We start from the raw sequence: 19,482 nt of genomic DNA, 5'->3' as shown, positions 1-19,482 counted from the left end.
CGACGCGCCGTCCCATGGGAGACGCGGCGGAGCACGGTGGGTCACAACCTCTCGACGTTGGGCCCGCGGCAGCGGTTGCGGGTGTCGAGGACGAAGCCGCTCACCCGCTGGACGAGCTCGTAGTCGAAGTGGTCGTGGTCGGTGAGGACCAGCACAACGTCCGCCGCCGCCAGCTCCCGTTCCGAGAAGGCGACGACCTCGACGCCCTCCGGCAGCAGGAAGCAGTCCACGTGCGGGTCCGCGGCCCGCACGTCCGCGCCCAGCTTGCGCAGGCCCCTGACCACGTCGATCGCGGGCGACTCGCGGCAGTCTCCGGCGTTCTTCTTGTACGCGAGGCCGAGTGCGAGCACCCGGCTGCCGTTGACCGGCTTGCGCAGGCGGTTCAGTGCGAGGCCGACCCGGTGCACGACGTGCTCCGGCATGTGGTCGTTGATGTCGTTGGCCAGCTCCACGAACCGGAAGTTGTGCCCCAGGCTGCGCTTGACCTTCCAGGACAGGTACGAGGGGTCGATCGGCAGGCAGTGCCCGCCGACGCCGGGCCCCGGGGTGAAGCGCAGGTAGCCGAACGGTTTGGTCGAGGCGGCGTCGATGGCCTCCCAGACGTCGATTCCGAGCTGCTGTGCGAAGATCGACAGCTCGTTCACCAGGGCGATGTTGACATGCCTGAAGGTGTTCTCCAGGAGCTTGCACAGCTCGGCCACCTGTGGCGAGGAGACCGGGACCACCTCGTCCACGATCCTCGCGTAGAACGCCCTGATCCTCTCCAGGGACGCCCCGTCGATCCCGGAGACCACCTTCGGCGTGTTCTCCAGGCGCCAGCGCGCGTTGCCCGGGTCGATCCGCTCGGGACTGTAGCCCAGGTGGAAGTCCTGCGGCGCCCGCAGCCCGGAGCCGTCCTCCAGCAGTGGCAGCAGGTACTCCTCGGTGGTTCCCGGATAGGTGGTGGACTCCAGCACCATCGTGGCGCCCCGCCGCAGCAGCGGGGCGAGCGACTCCCCCGCCGCACCGATGTGGCGCAGGTCGGGAACGCCTTCGCGCAGCGGCGTCGGCACGGTTATCACGCAGATGTCGAACCCCTCGGCCGCGGCGTAGTCGGTGTCGGCCAGGTAGCGCCCCGACCGGTGGGCCGCGGACAGCGTCTCGTCACCGACGTCCTCGACGTAGGACTCGGCGGCGTTGAGCCGTTTGACCCGCCACTCGTCCAGGTCGATCCCCACGACGTCGAACCCCGCGTCGACCGCCCGCATCGCCAGAGGCAGGCCGACGTAACCCTGGCCGACAACGACCAGCTTCTCTCCCATGTCAGGACCCCCGTCACTTCAAGTGATATATGACCTGACTGTAGGAGCCGAGTGTTCTCACAACATTGATTTGGGTCCCTGGGCGTGTCGCCTCCGCATTTCGCGGGTCCGCCGCATGTCGATTCAGGATGGCGAGAACGACAACAGTAAGGTCGATTTCTCAGGTGCACATCGATTTCAAATTACCAGACAAAGGGACAATTTTATGATAAATAGTGATCGCCCTCGCGCTCTCCGTCGGAATGGCCTCAGCCCCTACCTGGAAGCGGCTCTCGTAGCTGTCCTCACATTGGGCGCACCCCTTGTGATGCCGCTCAGCGCGAACGCAGACATACAGCCGGTGACCCTCGGGCAAGCCGAGGACTGCGCGGTCATGGCCGGCAACGCGGTCACAAGCACGGATCTCACCACGATCATCGGTACGGTCGCCTTGAGCCCGGGCATCACGATGACCGGCTTCCCACCGGGGATAGTGCGCGGAGAGGTGCACAAGAACGACGCAGAGGCGCAGCAGAAAAAAGCCGACGCGGTCGCCGCCTACAACGACGCGGCCGGGCGGACGCCCACCGCCACCATCCCGCCGAACCTTGGAGAAGGGGCGACCATCACGCCGGGTGTCTACGACACTCCCGGAGGCGTCTTCGAGCTGGCCGGGACGCTCACACTCGACGCTCAGGGCGACCCGGACGCAACCTTCATCTTCCAAGCCGATTCCGCTCTCAACACGGCAAAGACCAGCAACATCGACCTCACGAACGGCGCCCAAGAGGACAACATCATCTGGCAGGTCGGCGATTCGGCGACCCTGGGGGAATACTCCACCTTTCGGGGGACCGTCCTGGCCCTGAACGATGTCAAGGTGATGAGGGGCGCGGCGATGCACGGCCGTGCCATGGCGCTGAACAACGTGGTCACCTTGAACGGCACGACCATCCTGCCGGCCACCCAGATCATGCTGCCGAACGCCCCGGAGACCGATACGTCCCTCACCTCGTCGTTGAACCCGTCCCGATTGGGGGATCCGGTCACCTTCGCCGCCAAGGTCAGCGGGGACTTCCATGGGGTCAGCCCCACCAATACAGTGCTCTTCAAGGACGACTCCGTCGTCATCGGCTCGGCCATGCTCGACGAGTTCGGCGTCGCGACGTTCACGACCGCGGAACTCACCAGGGGCGTGCACCCCATCACGGCTGTCTACGTGGCCGGTGGCACCTCCGTCGGCGAGGCCTGGGTCGACTTCGCCCCGAGCGAATCACCCGTGGTGAATCAGCAGGTGCTCGACCGCGGAACGACATAGATCAGCACCTTTTCCTGACTCCGGCGTTCTCAGATCGTGAGATCGGGGATGCCGAACGGGACAGCGCCCGCCGACTCCGACGGCACCACCTACCGCCTTGCCGTACCCCCAGAGCCGTCGGCATCCGTTCTGGTGCGCCGACCGCCCACTGGCCGACGGACACGGCAGAGTCAACGACAACGAGGCTCCGCAGGAACAGGCGCCATTGACGATCACCTGTTCGCGGGGCCTCATGACGTCTTGCCCTGCAGGCGACTCGTGACCCGCACCGCCATATCCGATGTCTCACCAGCCGGGCACTCCGGAACCACGGCATGCGCCTGTGCCTGGACCTCGCCTCCCACGGTAACCGGATAACGGCACAATGGTGCGCGTTCACTAAATGAGTTGAGATCACGAAAGATACCGACCAAACGGACACCTTTTGTCTCGGCGTGTCGTTTGTTTGCCCCAATCGTAACTTCGATCAAGCATCACCACTTCATGAATGGGCATCTCTCGTTTGCACCGCCATGCAATGCGGTGACTCGAAAATCCGATTTTTGCCGCAGGGAGAACCCATTGATTCCTCGCAGGAACACGGCGGTCGCCGCATCGGCGACAGCCTGCGGAACACTGGAATCCCCGCGAGAGTACGCCCCTGATCACCGTGAGCGCCCTGGCCGGGCAAGCGGCCATCCGAAGCGGATTCTCTCATAAAAACAATCAAAGTCACTGCAATCCGCCGGGGAATCCCGAGGCTGGACGGCGAACCCATCAGGGCACTGACCACGGAAGACATCCGCAGATGAATTCTGCTTTAAACAAGCGTCGACGAAATTCGACCCGCGATTCACTGCAGACGCATAATGACATCATCAAAGCCTTGTCCGCCCTCATGAGTCGCGGCGCCTTCAACGGGACCAGGACGCCAGGCCGGCGTTTCTCACCGCCGGCATCTTTAATTTTTATTAAAAACAGTGACCAACCGGGCAGAAGTTAAGCAGGGATCGCAAGGTTGATCCTTAATGTACGGACTGCACGCAAGGTCCGACACCTGAGATCACCGGAGAGTTGACTCCCATGTCCAAACCCCATTACAACCCACCCGAGCAACCGGCCGGTACGACTTCGCCGGCACAGCTGAAGCGTGAAACCGGTCACCGCGGCTTTCTCCGGCGGAGCGTCGGTCGCTCTCGGCTTGTAGTACTGCTGACAACTGTCCTGTCGATGGGCGTGATCGTCGGAACGCCACACAGCGCGAACGCGGATCAGGCACCGGTGAGTCTCGGCGACGCCGCGCCCTTCGGCGTTCTGGCCGGGACCGCCGTGACGAATACGAACCTCACGGCGATCACCGGAGACCTCGGAGTGAGTCCGGGTATCTCGGTGACCGGATTCCCACCCGGCACGGTGAGCGGAGCCGTCCACGCGGGCGACGCTACGGCGTCCGGCGCCAAAGCCGACCTGGTCGCCGCCTACAACGACATCGCCGGGCGGACACCTGTCGTCACCATACCGACAGAGCTCGGCGGCACGACCAGGACCCCGGGCGTCTACAACTCCGCCGACGGCACCTTCGGAATAACCGGGACGCTCACACTCGATGCCGACGATGATCCGGACGCGGTCTTCATCTTCAACGCGTCCACCCTCTCCGCGGCGAACGTCAGCAACATCAACCTTGTGAACGGCGCCCAAGAGGACAATGTCTTCTGGCGGGTCAGCGGCTCCGCGACGCTCGGGACGTTCTCCACCTTCCGGGGAAACGTTCTGGCGCTGACATCGGTGACGGTGAGCCCCGGCGCCACCCTCTACGGCCGCGCCTTCGCGCTCAACAACACGGTCACGCTCCAAGGCGCCAGTGACCCACCGAAAACCCGTATCAACGTGCCGAACAACCCGCCGACCACGACAACCCTGACCACGTCGGCCAACCCCTCCCAGCAGGGACAACCGGTCACCTTCACCGCCGTGGTGAGCCCGGTCACGGGCTCGCTCGTCCCCCAGGGCGAGGTGGTCTTCAAGGATGGCTCGACCGTCATCGGCTCGGGCTGGCACGATAACTCGGGTCCTGCCACCTTCACGACCTCGAGCCTGGCCGCCGGGCAACGTTCGATCACCGCCGTCTATCTCGGCGGCGACACCCCCGACGGTGAGGCCATCGTCCATTTCGCCCCGAGCAGGTCGCCCGAACTGATCCAGACCGTGCAGACCAGCCTATGGGACAACGCAGCGGTCCCGGCCTCCCAGTCCCACCCCGATCCCAAAGCCAGTACGGCCGGCGTAAAATTCAGGGCGACCACGGCCGGAACCGTCAACGGCATCCGTTTCTACAAGGGTGCGCAGAACACCGGGACGCACGTCGGAAGTCTGTGGACCAGCGACGGCCAATTGCTCGCGAGCGCGACCTTCACCAACGAGACCGCGTCCGGGTGGCAACAGGTGAACTTCCCCGCACCCGTGAACATCACCGCCAACACCACCTACATCGCCTCCTACCACAGCACATCCGGGTTCTATTCGGTAACGAGGCCCTACTTCACCACGCAATACACAAACGACCCGCTCCTCGCGCTCGCGAACGGCGCGGAAGGCGGAAACGGCGTATACAAATACGGTGCCACGGACTCCTTCCCAACCGCCGGCTATCTAGCCAGCAACTACTGGGTGGATGTCGTGTTCACCCCTGCGAATAACCCTTGAACGACGCGGCGATCCCGGCCGTCCAACGTGATCCCGTCTCCAAGGCCGTTACGCTCGGCATCGAATTCAAGGCGACCACGGCCGGAGCCATCAGCGGCATCCGTTTCCACAAGGGCACGCAGAACACCGGGACGCACGCCGGAAGTCTGTGGACCGGCGGCGGCCGGCTGCTCGCGAACGGCGCGGAAGGCGGAAACGGCGTATACAAATGTTGCGCGAAGAACTCCTTCCCGACCGGCTCCTACCGGTCCGGCGACCACCGGGCCGACGTGATGTTCGTTTCGCCTTGGCCTCGATCTTTCCTGGTCAAAGGTGTGGCCGGCTGACGCCGTAGCCGATCGCTGATTTCGGTGTCCGGGCGGCGTGGCGGCCTGGCTCACGCCCGCCGGGCGAGGTTCCACGCGCCCGCGGATGTTCTTCTGATCGTCCGGACGGCTTGCCGCCGGCAGGCTGGTGCGGGCAATGCCCGCAGTCCGCACGACGGCCATGGTGACCCACTCGGCCCATGGCCGTCGTGCGGCGCGGGATCAGGCGAGTGCGCGTGGACATGGAGAGCGGAGAAAGCCAGACGCGCAGCCGTGCGGAGGTATCACCGGGACTGGACGCGGGAGGGGCGGCCCGCGATGCGGCGGAGCTCGGCGGTCACGAGATCGTCGTCGCGGCACAGCGGGCAGAAGCAGGTGAGCAGATCACAGCTGATCGCGGTGGCGGTGCAGCAGATCCGGTCGATGGCGAACTGCCACGTTCACGGCCTCAGCCCTCGAGATCCGAGAGCGTCGGCTCACCGCCACCCGCCTCGGCGGCGCCACCGCCGTCCACGAGGCCCGGGGCCGGTCTGCTGAGGGCACGTCACCAGAGTCGACCCGGCCGTCAGGAGTGTCCCCTTCAACAGAAGCTCAATAAAGGTCTGGCAAGGACACCCCCAGGTGGGAGCGTCCCTGGCCTTTCTCGGTCATCAGATTGTCAGGCTTTCAGTCGTCTAGTCATCTACTGCAATGGTTCGAGTGAGGAGTTTAAGTGCCAGATGACAAGCAACAGTCCGATCCGAGGTTGCGGCGGATTCTCCGGAGCGCGATCACCTTCGGAGGCGGCGCGGTGGCCATGCTCGGCTTACTGGGGGCGGCCTTACCTCCTCTCCCCGCCCCGGAGGCCGCATCGCTGACCGTGATGGCGTCGGCAGGCCCGATGGAGAACGGGATGGAATCCGCCAGGCCGGCGCCGAGCAATTCCAGGCTCATCCCCTCCCCCTCCCCTTCCGACGAGATGTCGCCCGTCAAGGGCGCAACCGACAGCGCACACGGCACGAAGATCAGGAGTCGATCTCCCCATGCCCTGAGACGCAGAGCCGACTGCCCGCCCACTTCTGTCGTCTGTATAGAGAACAGTCTGCCGGGCAGTCCTCCCAGCCAGTGGGACGTACCGACGCAGAGTTCCAACATCCAGGGGTACACCACTCAAATGAGTGTGAACAAGGGGGAGAACGTCCAATTCAAGGTGAACACCAATGCGACCGATTATCGTATAGATATTTACCGCATTGGATATTATGGCGGCATGGGCGCACGGCTGATAACGGCGATCGACCCCTCCGCCCCCTTGCCCCAGACGCAACCGGCCTGTTTGGGTGACACGACGACCGGCCTAATCGATTGCGGAAACTGGGGACTGTCGGCCTCCTGGCCGGTGCCGAGTGACGCCGTTTCCGGAGTCTATGCCGCGAATTTGATACGGGAAGACGGCACGGCCGGGACCAGTCAGATCCTATTCATCATCCGGGACGATTCCCGCAATTCGGATATCTTACTTCAAACCTCTGACACCACATGGCAGGCGTACAACCAGTATGGCGGTAACAGCCTCTATCTCGGCAAGCCGGTGGGGCGCGCCTACAAGGTCAGCTACAACCGCCCGCTTTTTACCCGCAGCAGTTTCTTCATGGCCGAGTATCCTATGGTCAGATGGATCGAGGCCAACGGGTACGACGTCAGCTACACCAGCAATGTCGACACGGCCAGCCGGGGGGCGGAGCTGCTTGAACACAAGGTATTCGTCTCCTCCGGACATGACGAGTACTGGTCCAATGAAATGCGAAGCAATGTCCAGAACGCCCGGGACAACGGGGTGAGTCTCATCTTCCTCTCTGGAAACCAGGTTTTCTGGAAAACCAGATGGGAGAACTCTCTGGATGCAACGGGTACCCCTTTCCGGACACTGGTCTGCTACAAGGAGACTCACGCCAACGCCAAGATCGATCCGAGTCCACAGTGGACAGGGACGTGGCGCGATCCCCGTTTCTCCCCTCCATCGGATGGCGGAAGACCCGAGAACGCCTTAACCGGAACCTTTTTCATGGTGAATACCCCGGCAAACGATGCCATCGCCGTTTCCGCCGAATATAGCGACATGCGACTGTGGCGCAACACGTCTATTTCCAACCTGCAACCCGGACAGGTGGCGACCTTTCCCGTTGGAACGCTGGGGTACGAGTGGGACGAAGCATCCGACAACGGGTTCGCACCGGCGGGGCTGGTGAAGTTCTCCAAGACAACCTTGATCAAACCATCGACGTACCTGCTTAACTTCGGCAGCACCTACGGCGCCGGAACCCCGACACACAGCCTTACGCTCTACAGGCATGCGAGTGGCGCGTTGGTCTTCGGCACGGGGACCGTCCAGTGGTCCTGGGGACTCGATGACAATCATGATTTGAAACCCGCAGGCGGCGGCCGCTTGGGCGGTACGCCCCCCACGGATATCCGGATGCAGCAGGCGACAGTCAACCTGCTGGCCGACATGAAAGCCCAGCCGGCCAGTATCCAGCCGGGTTTGGTTCCGGCGGTCGCGTCAACGGACACCACTCCGCCCACATCGGCAATCACCTATCCGGCAAGTGGCGGCACCGTACCCGCTGGAACCGTCATCCCCGTTCAAGGGACGGCGGCCGACACCGGAGGCGGGGTCGTCGGCGGAGTCGAGGTTTCATTCGACGGCGGGACGAGATGGTTTCAGGCAACGGGTCGCACCAGTTGGCGATACAACTGGACAACGCCCAGCAGCGGAACGGTAACGGTCAAATCCCGAGCGGTCGATGACATCGGAAATATTCAGGGGACTCCGACGGAACTGACCGTCACCGTCGTCCCAGGGTGCTCCCCCTGCAGCATCTGGCCACCGTCGGCCGTACCGGCCATCCAATCCCAGCCCGATGCCAATGCCAGCACGGCCGGCGTGAAGTTCAAGGCGGCCACGGCCGGAACCATCAGCAGCATCCGCTTCTACAAGGGCCCGCAGAACACCGGGACGCACATCGGAAGCCTGTGGACCAGCAGCGGCCAGCTGCTCGCGAGCGCGACCTTCACCAACGAGACCGCGTCCGGGTGGCAACAGGTGAACTTCCCCACACCCGTGAACATCGCCGCCAACACCACCTACATCGCCTCCTACCACACCACATCCGGATTCTATTCCGTAACGAGACCCTATTTCACAACGCAATACACGAACAGCCCGCTCCTCGCGCTCGCGAACGGCGCGGAAGGCGGAAACGGCGTATACAAATACGGCGCCACAGACTCCTTCCCAACCGCCTCCTATCAAGCCAGCAACTACTGGGTGGATGTCGTATTCACCCCCTCGAACAGCCTATGGAACAACGCAGCGGTCCCGGCCGTTCAGTCCCAGCCCGATGCCAATGCCAGCACGGCCGGCGTGAAGTTCAAGGCGGCCACGGCCGGAACCATCAACGGCATCCGCTTCTACAAGGGCCCGCAGAACACCGGGACGCACATCGGAAGCCTGTGGACCAGCAGCGGCCAGCTGCTCGCGAGCGCGACCTTCACCAACGAGACCGCGTCCGGGTGGCAACAGGTGAACTTCCCCGCACCCGTGAACATCACCGCCAACACCACCTACATCGCCTCCTACAACACCACATCCGGATTCTATTCCGTAACGAGACCCTACTTCACAACGCAATACATGAACAGCCCGCTCCTCGCGCCCGCGAGCGGCGCGGAAGGCGGAAACGGCGTATACAAATACGGCGCCACGAACTCCTTCCCAACCGACACTTATCAAGCCAGCAACTACTGGGTGGATGTCGTATTCACCCCCTCGAACAGCCTATGGGACAACACGGTGGTCCCGGCCGTCCAATCCCAGCCCGACCCCAGTGCCATTACACTCGGTGTGAAATTCAAGACGACCACGGCCGGAACCATCGACGGCATCCGCTTCTACAAGGGTCCGCAGAACACCGGGACGCACACCGGAAGCCTGTGGACCACCGATGGCCAGCTGCTCGCGAGCGCGGTCTTCACCAACGAGACCGCGTCCGGGTGGCAACAGGTGAACTTCCCCACACCGGTGAGCATCACCGCCGACACCACCTACATCGCCTCCTACCACACCACATCCGGGTACTGGTCGGTAACGAGGCCTTACTTCACAACGCAATACGCAAACGGCCCGCTCATCGCGCCCGCGGATAGCACGGCAGGCGGAAACGGCGTATACCGCTACGGCGCAGTGAGTAATTTCCCTGTCAACAGCAACCAGTCCAGCAACTACTGGGTTGATGTGGTGTTCACTTCGCCTTAGTAATCCAGTCACAGATTACGGTCTTACCGGGACCGAGCTTCCACGCGTCGTTCAGGGAAACGAGCCGCTCAGGCCCGTGATGTCGTGGAAGCTCGGATGCCGTCTTTTCGGCTTCGATAGGGACAGGGACCTCTCCGAAGTGTCTTTTCCGGTGAATCTGCCGGCTGTTGAAGTGATCGATGGGGCCCTGCCACTGAGAGCCTCTGGGCGTGAAGCGCCGAAGTTACATAGCCGAGAGCCTGACGAGGAGGTGATCGAGACCTGGGCCGCCGAGCAGTGGCCGGTGATGAAAGGGCGACGCCCGACCTGGGCGCCCGGCTGTGCTGGAAAGACGAGACCGGGCAGAACCCGAGGCCGCTCAAGGCCACCGTTCCGGCCTGCTGGACGGCGATGGCCGTCACCGTCATGTCCTGGCCTGGTCGGCTTTCCGACAGCTCCACCAGAGAAACAGCATCGAGCCGGCGCTCACCGTGATGCCCGCCCAGAAGTAGCGATCTTCAGGTGTTCGATGGCATTCGGCCCCGTGTTGAATATAAGATCAAGGACGCTCACCCGGTGGTCGAACGGTGGGTGGATCTGTGGATATTCCGGGTAGCTCGAGTAGTCGAACCATCGCAACTCGATGCCCGCTCTCCGAAATAGGCTCTCATCGAGGTAGGCCCGCGCAGTCGGACCGGTAATATATTCATGGGCACCCGCCTTCTGGCACAAATCGACGAGGCGCTCCGTCTTGGATCCCGTGGTGACGTAGTCGGTGGACCAGCGCAGATCGGCTCGGATGCCAAGGACCGAACAGAGCCCTTCGAGGAAATGCCTGTTTATTTCGGAAAGCCGCTCATCCCGGCATCCACGGTAAAGCACCTCCAGGGCCGGCGCGAACTCGTCGAAATATGCGGCCTTCCGATACGCCTGCGTGAGAGCTCGCCAGTGCATGATGTTCCAGTTCGGGTCGGCAATGACCATTTCGTTGATCAGCCGGCTCCGAGGACCGTGCGTGAGCGGGATCGAGAGCCATCTAGGGCCCGTCGCCGTTTTTATGCGATTACGATTACGCCAGTCTCTGTCAGTGTATTGCACCTCGTCGAGGAGTATGAACTCGTCGACGTGGGCAATCAGGTCGAAATATCCTTTCCATGGAATATAATTTGATTGCACTATCGCAACCCGTTTCATGTGCCCCACACTTTCGACTTGCTCGGGCTTCGTATGGGTCTCCCGGGAAGACCTTCGGATCGGACTACCGTTCGTGAGCGCCGACTCCCGGGTGGATGAAAGTCTCCGCGTTCACGTCAGGCGTCACCGGCAGGCGTGAGTCGCGACTTTCAGACCGTTCGCGAACGATGTACGTGGGACGCCCCATGCGCTCCACATGGATTCTGCCGAGATATTCCCCGATGATTCCAAGGGCGACCATCTGGGCAGAGGCGAACAGTGAAATCATGGACGCTATCGACGTGAACCCTTTGAGCGTGCTGTCCCCCCACCAGTAGTTCCAAAGAAATACAGTGAGAAGGACCGCGCCGAGAGCCCCCGCCAGCAGCCCGCAATAGGTGACCAGGCGAAGCGGGATAGTGCTGTATCCAATCATGACATGGACCGCATGGCGAATGAGCATCGGAACGGTATAATTGGAGCGCCCGATAAGTCGACGCTCTATTTTTATCGGGACGGTTCCGACCCGCATGGTGGCCCACGAGAACGAGATGTCGATTAGAGCATGGGGACCTGCGACCCCGTCCAATGATTCGCGTAAAAAACTGCGGAAGGCACGGAACGCGCAGATATCTTGGCCTGTTGCCTCGCCGAATCGCCCAGAAAGTCCGATCTTGAGCGATCTGGAGGCGAGATCACGCATGAATCCGTGCGTCCCAGCGCGTGGGACCGCGTAGACGATGTCGAGGTCAGGCCGGAGGCCTGCCAGAAGTTTGGGGATCTCTTCTGGTGGATGCTGAAGGTCATCGTCCATGGTGACCACGATGTCGTAGCGAGCACAGCGGATGCCAGCGACGAGAGCGTTGTGCTGCCCGTAGTTCCGGGCCAGCAGCAGCGCGCGGACTGTTTCATACCGATCGGCAAGCTGTTGGGCGACTTCCCATGTCTTGTCCGGTGAACCGTCGACAACAAGTATGACCTCGAACACGGAGGCGGTGGTTGACAAAACAACAAGGAGGCGATCAACCAGCACTGGAAGCGTCTGCTCGGATCGATAACATGGAATTACGACGGATACACTAGTCATAGTGTCAGTCTCATGACTGCCGAGTCGACCGGTCGGGCCCGCAGGCCGGATTTACACTATATTGATGAAATCAAGGATGAGACCACGATTTTCTACGCCCCCCTTGAATCTTTCATGATCTTGGAGTAATCAACTCACATCGAGTTGATCTTCTATGGAGGCGGGTTTTGGGTTCGGTCATGCCCGGGGTCCGGTCGCTGCCTCGTACGGGTCGGTGCCCTAAGGCCGGCGGAATGGCCTTTCGTCGCGCTCGTTGGTGTTTTCGCAGTTCAAGCCGGAGATGCCGGGGCCTGGACCTGCCACCAGGCGGCGATCAGGCCGGGAGAGGGACCACCGCAGCGCCACAGGCGGGGGGCGGACATCCTTACCCCGGCATTATTCTTGCCGGTTCTTCATGCGGATCGAGAGGCCGGCGGCCTTTCCGGCGATACAGCTCAGGACACGCCTCCCGCATGTTTGTCTTCGGGAGGCCACGATCCATAGCATGGCTCGGGAACGGGAGCCTCGGCCCACGTGGTCATCTTTCCTATTTAGTTGGATAAGCAATCGAATGACTCTTTCGGAACGCATGTCTGGTGGCGCAGACATCGGGGCTTCCCGGCGCCCCACGCTACACCGCCCGCGCTGTCGTGATCCGCGTATCCGGGGAGCGGTCCTTGATGCGACGCGTGCCCGGCCATGCGTCCCATAGACAATGGAATTTTACGACTCGTCCTGAAGGCGACTAAGCGGAGGGGGCCGGATGTCAGTGAAGTGGGCATCGGCCAACGCGTTTCAGTTCGCATTCCAGCATGCCGGTCTCACATGGTCGGCTTTGAAAGTCTTGTCTGGAACGATGTCCTGCGGCTCGCGTCCACCTGGCGCCAACCCGAACCGATCCGTCGGGCCGACCTCCTCCCGAGCCGGCACCGCTGGAACCGCTCTGCCACGAGGCCTGCGCAAGCCATATGAAAGGAAGGTCATGGAGGTCATCAAACTGAGGCCGGTCCGCGAGGAGGACCTGGACGTCTTCGAGGCGGAACGGGCTACCCCCGAGCTCAGAGGCGAGCTTCAGTGGTATGGACACCGCTCTTCTCACGGGCTCCGTCAGGAGTTCGCCGAGAACGGATTCCTCGGCACCGACTCCGGTCGCCTCACCATCGACGTCGACGACGGTCCGGCCGGATGGGTGGTGTGGTGGACGACCTCCTGGGGACCGAATTCTACGTGTTGGTGCTGGGCGATGGGCATCTGTGTCTTCTCCGACTTCCGCCGCCAGGGCATCGGAACACTGGCTCAGCGCCAGCTCGTGGACTATCTGTTCGCCCACACGCGAGCCGAGCGCATCCAGTCCTTCACGGACATCGCCAACTACGGCGAGCAGCGCGCTCTGGAGAAGGCCGGGTTCGAACGCGAGGGAGTCCTGCGCCGCGCCCAATGGCGGGACGGCGGCTGGCACGACCAGATCCTCTACTCGGTGCTGCGCCCGTGAAGTCCGAATGGCCCTACGGCGGCGGGTGTGGGCCCGTCCATCAAGCCGGCTCCGCCGGACTCGGGTTCGTCAGAGTCTCCACCTGGGCCAGAGCGATTCAAACCGCAGCACTCGACCGGTTTTCTTCAAAGGGCACGTGATACCCGTCGATGAGGTTGGTGACGAAGAGCGGGATGACCTTCTCCGGGTACTGGCAGTGGCCGTAGTTGTTGGAACAGCAGGTCGCCCGCACATCGAGCCCATGGGTCCGGTGATAGGCACGGCAGAGAAGATCGGCTCCCGCCTTGGCGGCCGAGTTGGGCAACAAGGAGTCCGACTCGGTCCAGGACCCCGCGGCGATGGATCCGTACACCTCGTCCGTGGAAACCTGAACGACTGTACGCGCGCCGGTATCGAGCGCCGCCTACAGGAGGCGTTGCAGGCCGTGCATGTTGGTGACCACGAACTCCCCGGGGCCGCTTGTCGATCGGTCGACATGAGTCTCTGCGGCGAAGTTCACGATCACGTCATGCCCCGGCACCACGTCGGCCGGTAACCGGGCATCGGTGATGTCCCCCTAACGAATGTGAAGCACGGATGCTCGGCCACCGGGCGCAGATTCGCCATGTTGCCCGCATATGTGAGCCTGTCCAGCACCGTCACATGAGCATTCTCATAGCCGGGATATCCTCCCGGCGGCAGCGATCGCACATCATGGGAGCCGATGATCCAGCACCGCCTGGAACAAGGGTTCTCATGCTCGCACCTGAATCCTGCTGTGGTCACCGACCATGAGTTGATGCGTGTTGGGCACTCCTCTGGCCTGGATGACCTCGACGTTTCGGCCGATCAGGGAGTACGTGAGCCCTGAGACGCCTCTAATGACGGATTCTCCCAGAATTATGCTGTATTGCACCTCGGCATCCTCCAGCACGCAGCCCTCGGCGATCGAGGTATAGGGGCCGATGTACGAGCCGTTCACCTTGCTTTGGGTACCGACGACCGCAGGCCCTCGGATCACCGAGTTCTCCACCACCGCCCCGGACTCGATGACAACGCGCCCCGTTATCTCCGAGAACCCGTCAACGGTTCCCCGGATGTCTGGTTCGATCGCCTCCAGGACGATGCGATTGCATTCCAGCATGTCCTGCAGACGTCCGGTATCTCTCCAGTAGCCGCTCACGAAGTGCGAACGGACACGGCCACCGTTGTCGATGAGCCATTTGATGGCGTCCGTGATTTCCAACTCTCCGCGGGCGGAAGGCGTGATCGCGTTGACCGCCTCATGGATGGCCGGAGAGAACGTGTAGACCCCCACGATCGCGAGATCACTACGCGGGTGCTCCGGTTTCTCTTCCAGCCCGATGATCCCGCCGTCCGGTCCAAGCTCGGCGACTCCGTAGAATTGTGGCTCGGCGACTCTGGTGAGCAGGATCTGGGCGTCGTTGTCAGCCTCGCAGAATGCCTCCACCAGGTCTCTGATGCCGCCCACCAGAAAGTTGTCGCCCAGATACATCACGAACGGCTCATCGGCGAGAAACTCCCGAGCGATCAGGACACAATGCGCAAGCCCCAGAGGGGCCTCCTGGGGAATGTAGGTCACGTCGAGGCCGAACTTCGAGCCGTCCCCGACCGCTTCCCGGACCTCATGGGCCGTGTCGCCGACGATGATCCCGACGTTGCTGATGCCCGCGTCCCGTATCGCCTCAAGTCCGTAGTAGAGCACCGGTTTGTTGGCGACGGGGACCAGCTGCTTCGCCGAGGTGTGGGTCAGCGGGCGCAGCCTCGTCCCCTTGCCACCCGCTAGAACGAGTGCCTTCATGGTTGTTGAGTCCTTCCAGCAAGAGCGCTTGGCCACAGCGACCGTCCGCACACTCAATTTACGCGGAGCTCCAATTAGCAGCCCGCCGCCATCCTTCGCTTTTGTCAAAGAACGTATGGCATCTTGGCAAGACTAGACTTTTTCCCGATTGGGGAACGTCCACGCCCGGTGCGTCAAATAGCTTAGCGGCGGACTCACGGCTATTAGCAGGCCTTGTGCCACCATAATCGGAATACCGACAAATTCCACCAGAATCGGGACACCGACAACGGACGCCGCCAGGAAGCCCAGTCCGACCGCGTAGAATCTCAGGTAACCCGCGAGCCACGATTCCCCGGCAGCGCGAAAAACCACCAGCCTGTACCATGGATAGACGATCACCGAGGTGAGGAACTGGCAGGCCACAAGCAGGAAGACATAAGGAACCCGATCTTTGGTGGCAAGCAGCCCCAGCCCCAGGAGAGCGCAATAGACTACAGCCGTCATGGCGCTGGCCAGCAGATATGCGACACGTCGGCCCCAAAATGCCGAAACCAGAGCTCGCCACCCGGGACGTGAATCCTTCTCGTGGGCGGTCCCGCTTCCGACTTCAACCATATGGCAGTCACTCCGGATCGTGATCGAGTAACGGGATCGAATGAGTTATGGTCGGCCACCGGAAATCAACCGGGGTTGGCGTCAGAGACGGTTCCGGTCATCGCGTGTTACCGCCTGAACAGACTCTTCCGGCGCTCGTGACCTGGCTCGGGTCGCTCGTCGAGACCTAATGGATCTCAGCCTTCGTCCCGATCAGCCCGCTACACCTCGATGGCGCTGAACAAAGATGTGTCAGGCAGTGACTTCCGTGTGCGGCAGAATTGGTGGAGACCAGCGTCTTCCCAGCGGCCGCACGCATGATTCCTGTCATAGGCAGATCCCGCGATGGCGTCTGCGGCCTCTTTGCGCACATGGCCGCCGATCCGCAAGAGAGCCGGCGAGCATCACGGTCCGGCCGGGCGCGATCGGCTTCATGAACCAGCCGAGGTGGCCAACCGGGTGTCGATGCACGATGACGGATGCGGCCGATCTGTAGACGGCCTTCGGACCTCGGAGAATGGAGGCCCGACCTCAACGGGAGCGGCGAAACGCCTGGCCGGACACCCGGACCTGGGTGACTCCAGGGGTGATTCCCGAGCCCGTACGGCTCGCGCCTGGATCACGTCACACCCCATCAGTTCACCTCGTAGCTCTGGACGGCGTTGATCACGTGGTCGACGTCGGCCTCGGTCAGATCAGCAAACAGCGGCAGCCGTACAAGGCGGTCAGCGACCTCCTCGGTGACCGGGCATCCTTCTGGGGCCACCCGCCCGTATCGCACCCCTGCGGGCGCGGAATGCAGCGGCTGGTAGTGGAACACCGCCTGCACATCCCTCTTCGAGAGGTGGGCGATCAACTCCTGCCGATTCACCAGATCCGGAAGCAAGAGATAGTACAGATGCGCCGGATGGGCGCAGCCATCTGGGACCGTCGGCTGGGCGACCCCGTTCACCGCACCCCAGTCCGCCAGTTCATCGTGATACCGGCGCCATACCGCATGGCGCCGGGCCTGGATCGTGCCGAACGACTCCAACTGGGCGGTTAGCTGTGCGGCGAGAACATCGGACGGAAGATAGCTCGATCCGATGTCGACCCATCTGTACTTGTCCACCTGCCCGCGGAAGAACCTGCTGCGATCGGTGCCCTTCTCCCGGATGACCTCGGCTCGCGCCACCAGATCCGCGTCGTTCAGAAGCAGCGCGCCTCCCTCCCCGCACTGCACGTTCTTGGTCGCGTGGAAGCTCTGGGTGGCCATGCTGCCGAACGAACCGAGAGGCCGGCCTCGATAGGCCCCGCCCAGACCGTGGGCGTTGTCCTCGACGAGCGCGAGATCATACCGTTCGCACAGTTCTCCGATCGCCTCCATCTCGCAGGCGACACCCGCGTAGTGCATGACCACGACGGCCCGGGTGCGATCGGTGATCGCGGTTTCGATCAGCCGCTCGTCCATGTTGAGGGTGTCGGGCCTGCAGTCGACGAAGACCGGCACCACCCCGCGGAGGGCATAGGCGTTGGCCATCGACATGAAGGTGAACGACGGCATGATCACCTCATCGCCGACCTGGAGGGCGAGCAGAATCGCCGACATCTCCAGCGCGTGCGTGCAGGAGGTGGTCAGCAGCGCCCGGCCCGCCTGGGTGATCTTCTCGAGGAGCTCGGAGGCCTGCCGGGTGAACGGCCCGTCTCCGCAGGTGGATCGCCGGCATACGGCCTCGGCGAGATAGTCCAGCTCGTTCGGCGAGATATGCGTTCGATTGAAGGGAATCGTCTCCCGATCGGTTACTTTCACAGCCGAAGTGAACAACGGAAGGATCAGCCGGCAGACGTTGCGCTGCCGTCCATTGGTGATCCATTACGTAAGTCTTAGGTCACACCGGTCAACCCTGCCGACCCCAGGCTTTCTCGTTCGGCGCGCCCACGGCATGGCGAGCACCTTCCCGTCGGCAGCCGCCAGTGCACCGGCTACCGGGTTGACATGGTGTTCGACGTCGATGAGCGCACTGCGGAGGCCCGGCCGCTACTCCGGCCGGGCCTCCGTCGGCTTCCGCGCCTCGATCACGAACCCACTGGCCGCCACCGTGGCGTTGGGGTGCCGCGCCAGCAGGACGTCGAGGACCTTGATGGGCGAGAGCAACCACATCAGGGGGGCCAGCACGCGGTAGAGCCGCCTGCTGCCGAACGAGAGCAGGAGGGCCAGCCACTCCTGGAACGTCCACAGCATGGCCGAGGTGGGACCCGCGCCTATCCGCACATGCATCACGTCGAAACGGCTGAAGAGGGTTTTCATACCCGCCTCGGTGTAGCGCTGGTAGTCATACGGTGACGCGTGAAACGGCTGCATGAAGGGCACGTAGCACAGCACTCGCCCTCCCGGCCTGAGCACGCGCCACATCTCCCGAACGTGAGCCTGCGGATCCGGCACGTGCTCGAGTACGGCGATGCTGACGATACCGGCGAGAGCCCCGTCATCGATCGGCAGTGTTCGCAGGTCACCCACAATGTCAACGTTGGCGTACGCGCCCCCGTCCACACAGAGGAGTCGTGAATCATAGCGGTTGGTACCCGACCCCAGATCCGCCACCAGATCACGATCAAGATCGAAACTCATGAGGAAGGGGCGGATGAACCGTCTCAGCAGCACAGGTGAGAGCAGTTGGATCACAAGCGGATATGCGGGCCCGAAACGGCGCTTGACGGTCTCCTTGATCCGATTGAGCGGATCGTCCCGTAGCTCGGCGTCTCCGAAGCCGGCAAAACGGAGCTGGTTTCCCGTTCGGTGACCGCCGGTTCCGCAGGCCGCGCATCCGTACGACGCGTCGAGGGGAACGCGGCAGGACGGGCAGACCAATGCGGCCGTGATCCGGTCGACCGGGCACCCCATCGGTTCCTCCCCGTTCATCAGGTCCTCTCCTTCAACCGTCGCTACCATGGCTCGTTGTTCCGATACCAGCGCATGATCTGGGCGATCCTCTCCATGAACGGCCGGCCGGCGAGAAGTCGCGGGCGGTCAGGACGCAGCGCGCCAGGCCGGAGGGCTCCTCTCCGGCGAGGAAGGGCACGTCGGGACCGACCCCGGAGCCGTCGCCCGCCGCTTCCCGGATCCCGCAGGCCGTGTCGCCGACGACGATCCCCACGCAGGTGACACTCGCGTCCCAAACCGCTCCGAGCCCGTAATAGAGCACCGGCCTGTCGGTGACGGGGGGTCAGTTGTTTCGCCGGCCTGTGGGACAGCGGACGCGATCCCGTCCCCTTACCGCCTGCCGGAACAAGTGCCTCCACCGGTGTTTGAGCCCTTCCGCGAAGAACGCATGGCCTCAGCGACCACCTGTCCGCTTGAATTTATGCGGGACCCGAATTAGTGGCTGCATGCCGTCCTCCGCCTTTACCGAAGGGCGGGCGACAAGTTGCCGGAGCCATAGGTTTCCGCCGCTGTGGAATGTCCATTGGCGGCCGGCAACCCCAGGCCAAGGAGCGCGCAACGGACCATGGCCGCCATGGCGCTGTTCATCGGAT

The 19,482-nt window shown here is 62.8% G+C and carries 12 protein-coding genes and 1 pseudogene; 5 read left to right on the top strand and 8 right to left on the bottom strand.

Features of this window, described 5'->3' with window-relative positions; all coding sequences use genetic code 11:
* Positions 1 to 41 precede the first annotated feature (41 nt).
* Entirely contained in the window at positions 42 to 1,301 is a 1,260-nt protein-coding gene (locus AB0J58_RS01420; RefSeq protein ID WP_364208694.1) for a nucleotide sugar dehydrogenase, read from the bottom strand.
* Positions 1,302 to 1,416: 115 nt separating this feature from the next.
* Between AB0J58_RS01420 and AB0J58_RS01415 the strand changes: the two genes are divergently transcribed.
* From AB0J58_RS01415 to AB0J58_RS01400, 4 genes are all read left to right on the top strand, one after another.
* Positions 1,417 to 2,598: an ice-binding family protein gene (locus AB0J58_RS01415; RefSeq protein ID WP_364208691.1), complete on the top strand. Its 1,182-nt coding sequence runs from the start codon at positions 1,417 to 1,419 to the stop codon at positions 2,596 to 2,598.
* Between the two features lie 1,209 nt (positions 2,599 to 3,807).
* Complete coding sequence (locus AB0J58_RS01410; protein ID WP_364208688.1) at positions 3,808 to 5,283, top strand: ice-binding family protein; 1,476 nt, start codon at positions 3,808 to 3,810, stop codon at positions 5,281 to 5,283.
* A complete protein-coding gene (locus AB0J58_RS01405) occupies positions 5,280 to 5,609 on the top strand; it encodes a DUF4082 domain-containing protein (RefSeq protein WP_364208685.1) in 330 nt (109 codons plus the stop codon). Before AB0J58_RS01410 ends, AB0J58_RS01405 begins: the two co-directional genes overlap by 4 nt.
* 691 nt (positions 5,610 to 6,300) lie before the next feature.
* Positions 6,301 to 9,882, top strand: a complete 3,582-nt coding sequence (locus AB0J58_RS01400) for a DUF4082 domain-containing protein (protein WP_364208682.1) — start codon at positions 6,301 to 6,303, stop codon at positions 9,880 to 9,882.
* A gap of 465 nt (positions 9,883 to 10,347) precedes the next feature.
* Here AB0J58_RS01400 and AB0J58_RS01395 read toward each other — a convergent pair whose 3' ends face one another.
* The gene (locus AB0J58_RS01395) at positions 10,348 to 11,055 is read right to left on the bottom strand and encodes a WbqC family protein (RefSeq protein ID WP_364208679.1); all 708 of its coding nucleotides are present in this window, start codon (positions 11,053 to 11,055) and stop codon (positions 10,348 to 10,350) included.
* A gap of 64 nt (positions 11,056 to 11,119) precedes the next feature.
* Complete coding sequence (locus AB0J58_RS01390; protein WP_364208676.1) at positions 11,120 to 12,121, bottom strand: glycosyltransferase family 2 protein; 1,002 nt, start codon at positions 12,119 to 12,121, stop codon at positions 11,120 to 11,122.
* A 961-nt stretch (positions 12,122 to 13,082) separates the two neighbouring features.
* On the opposite strand from AB0J58_RS01390, the gene AB0J58_RS01385 reads away from it, so the two are divergent.
* Positions 13,083 to 13,592, top strand: coding sequence for a GNAT family protein (locus AB0J58_RS01385; protein WP_364208673.1), 510 nt, complete (start codon positions 13,083 to 13,085; stop codon positions 13,590 to 13,592).
* Between the two features lie 97 nt (positions 13,593 to 13,689).
* On the opposite strand, the pseudogene AB0J58_RS01380 reads toward AB0J58_RS01385, so the two are convergent.
* The 5 genes and pseudogenes from AB0J58_RS01380 to AB0J58_RS01360 all read right to left on the bottom strand — a co-directional run bounded on the left by AB0J58_RS01380 (position 13,690) and on the right by AB0J58_RS01360 (position 18,868).
* Positions 13,690 to 14,091: pseudogene (locus AB0J58_RS01380) on the bottom strand (GDP-mannose 4,6-dehydratase).
* A gap of 234 nt (positions 14,092 to 14,325) precedes the next feature.
* Positions 14,326 to 15,393: a glucose-1-phosphate thymidylyltransferase gene (locus AB0J58_RS01375; protein WP_364208670.1), complete on the bottom strand. Its 1,068-nt coding sequence runs from the start codon at positions 15,391 to 15,393 to the stop codon at positions 14,326 to 14,328.
* Positions 15,394 to 15,525: 132 nt separating this feature from the next.
* On the bottom strand, positions 15,526 to 15,990 hold the full coding sequence (locus AB0J58_RS01370; protein ID WP_364208667.1) for a GtrA family protein: 465 nt from the start codon (positions 15,988 to 15,990) through the stop codon (positions 15,526 to 15,528).
* A 613-nt stretch (positions 15,991 to 16,603) separates the two neighbouring features.
* A complete protein-coding gene (gene rffA, locus AB0J58_RS01365) occupies positions 16,604 to 17,758 on the bottom strand; it encodes a dTDP-4-amino-4,6-dideoxygalactose transaminase (RefSeq protein ID WP_364208664.1) in 1,155 nt (384 codons plus the stop codon).
* Positions 17,759 to 17,986: 228 nt separating this feature from the next.
* Positions 17,987 to 18,868 carry a class I SAM-dependent methyltransferase gene (locus AB0J58_RS01360; protein WP_364208661.1) on the bottom strand — a complete coding sequence of 294 codons (882 nt, stop codon included), beginning with the start codon at positions 18,866 to 18,868 and terminating at the stop codon, positions 17,987 to 17,989.
* Between the last annotated feature and the right edge of the window lie 614 nt (positions 18,869 to 19,482).

The organism is Streptosporangium sp. NPDC049644, from assembly GCF_040675205.1.
In the GTDB taxonomy this organism is placed as follows: Bacteria; Actinomycetota; Actinomycetes; order Streptosporangiales; family Streptosporangiaceae; genus Streptosporangium; species Streptosporangium fukuiense.
This window is presented reverse-complemented; position numbering and strand designations above follow the sequence as displayed.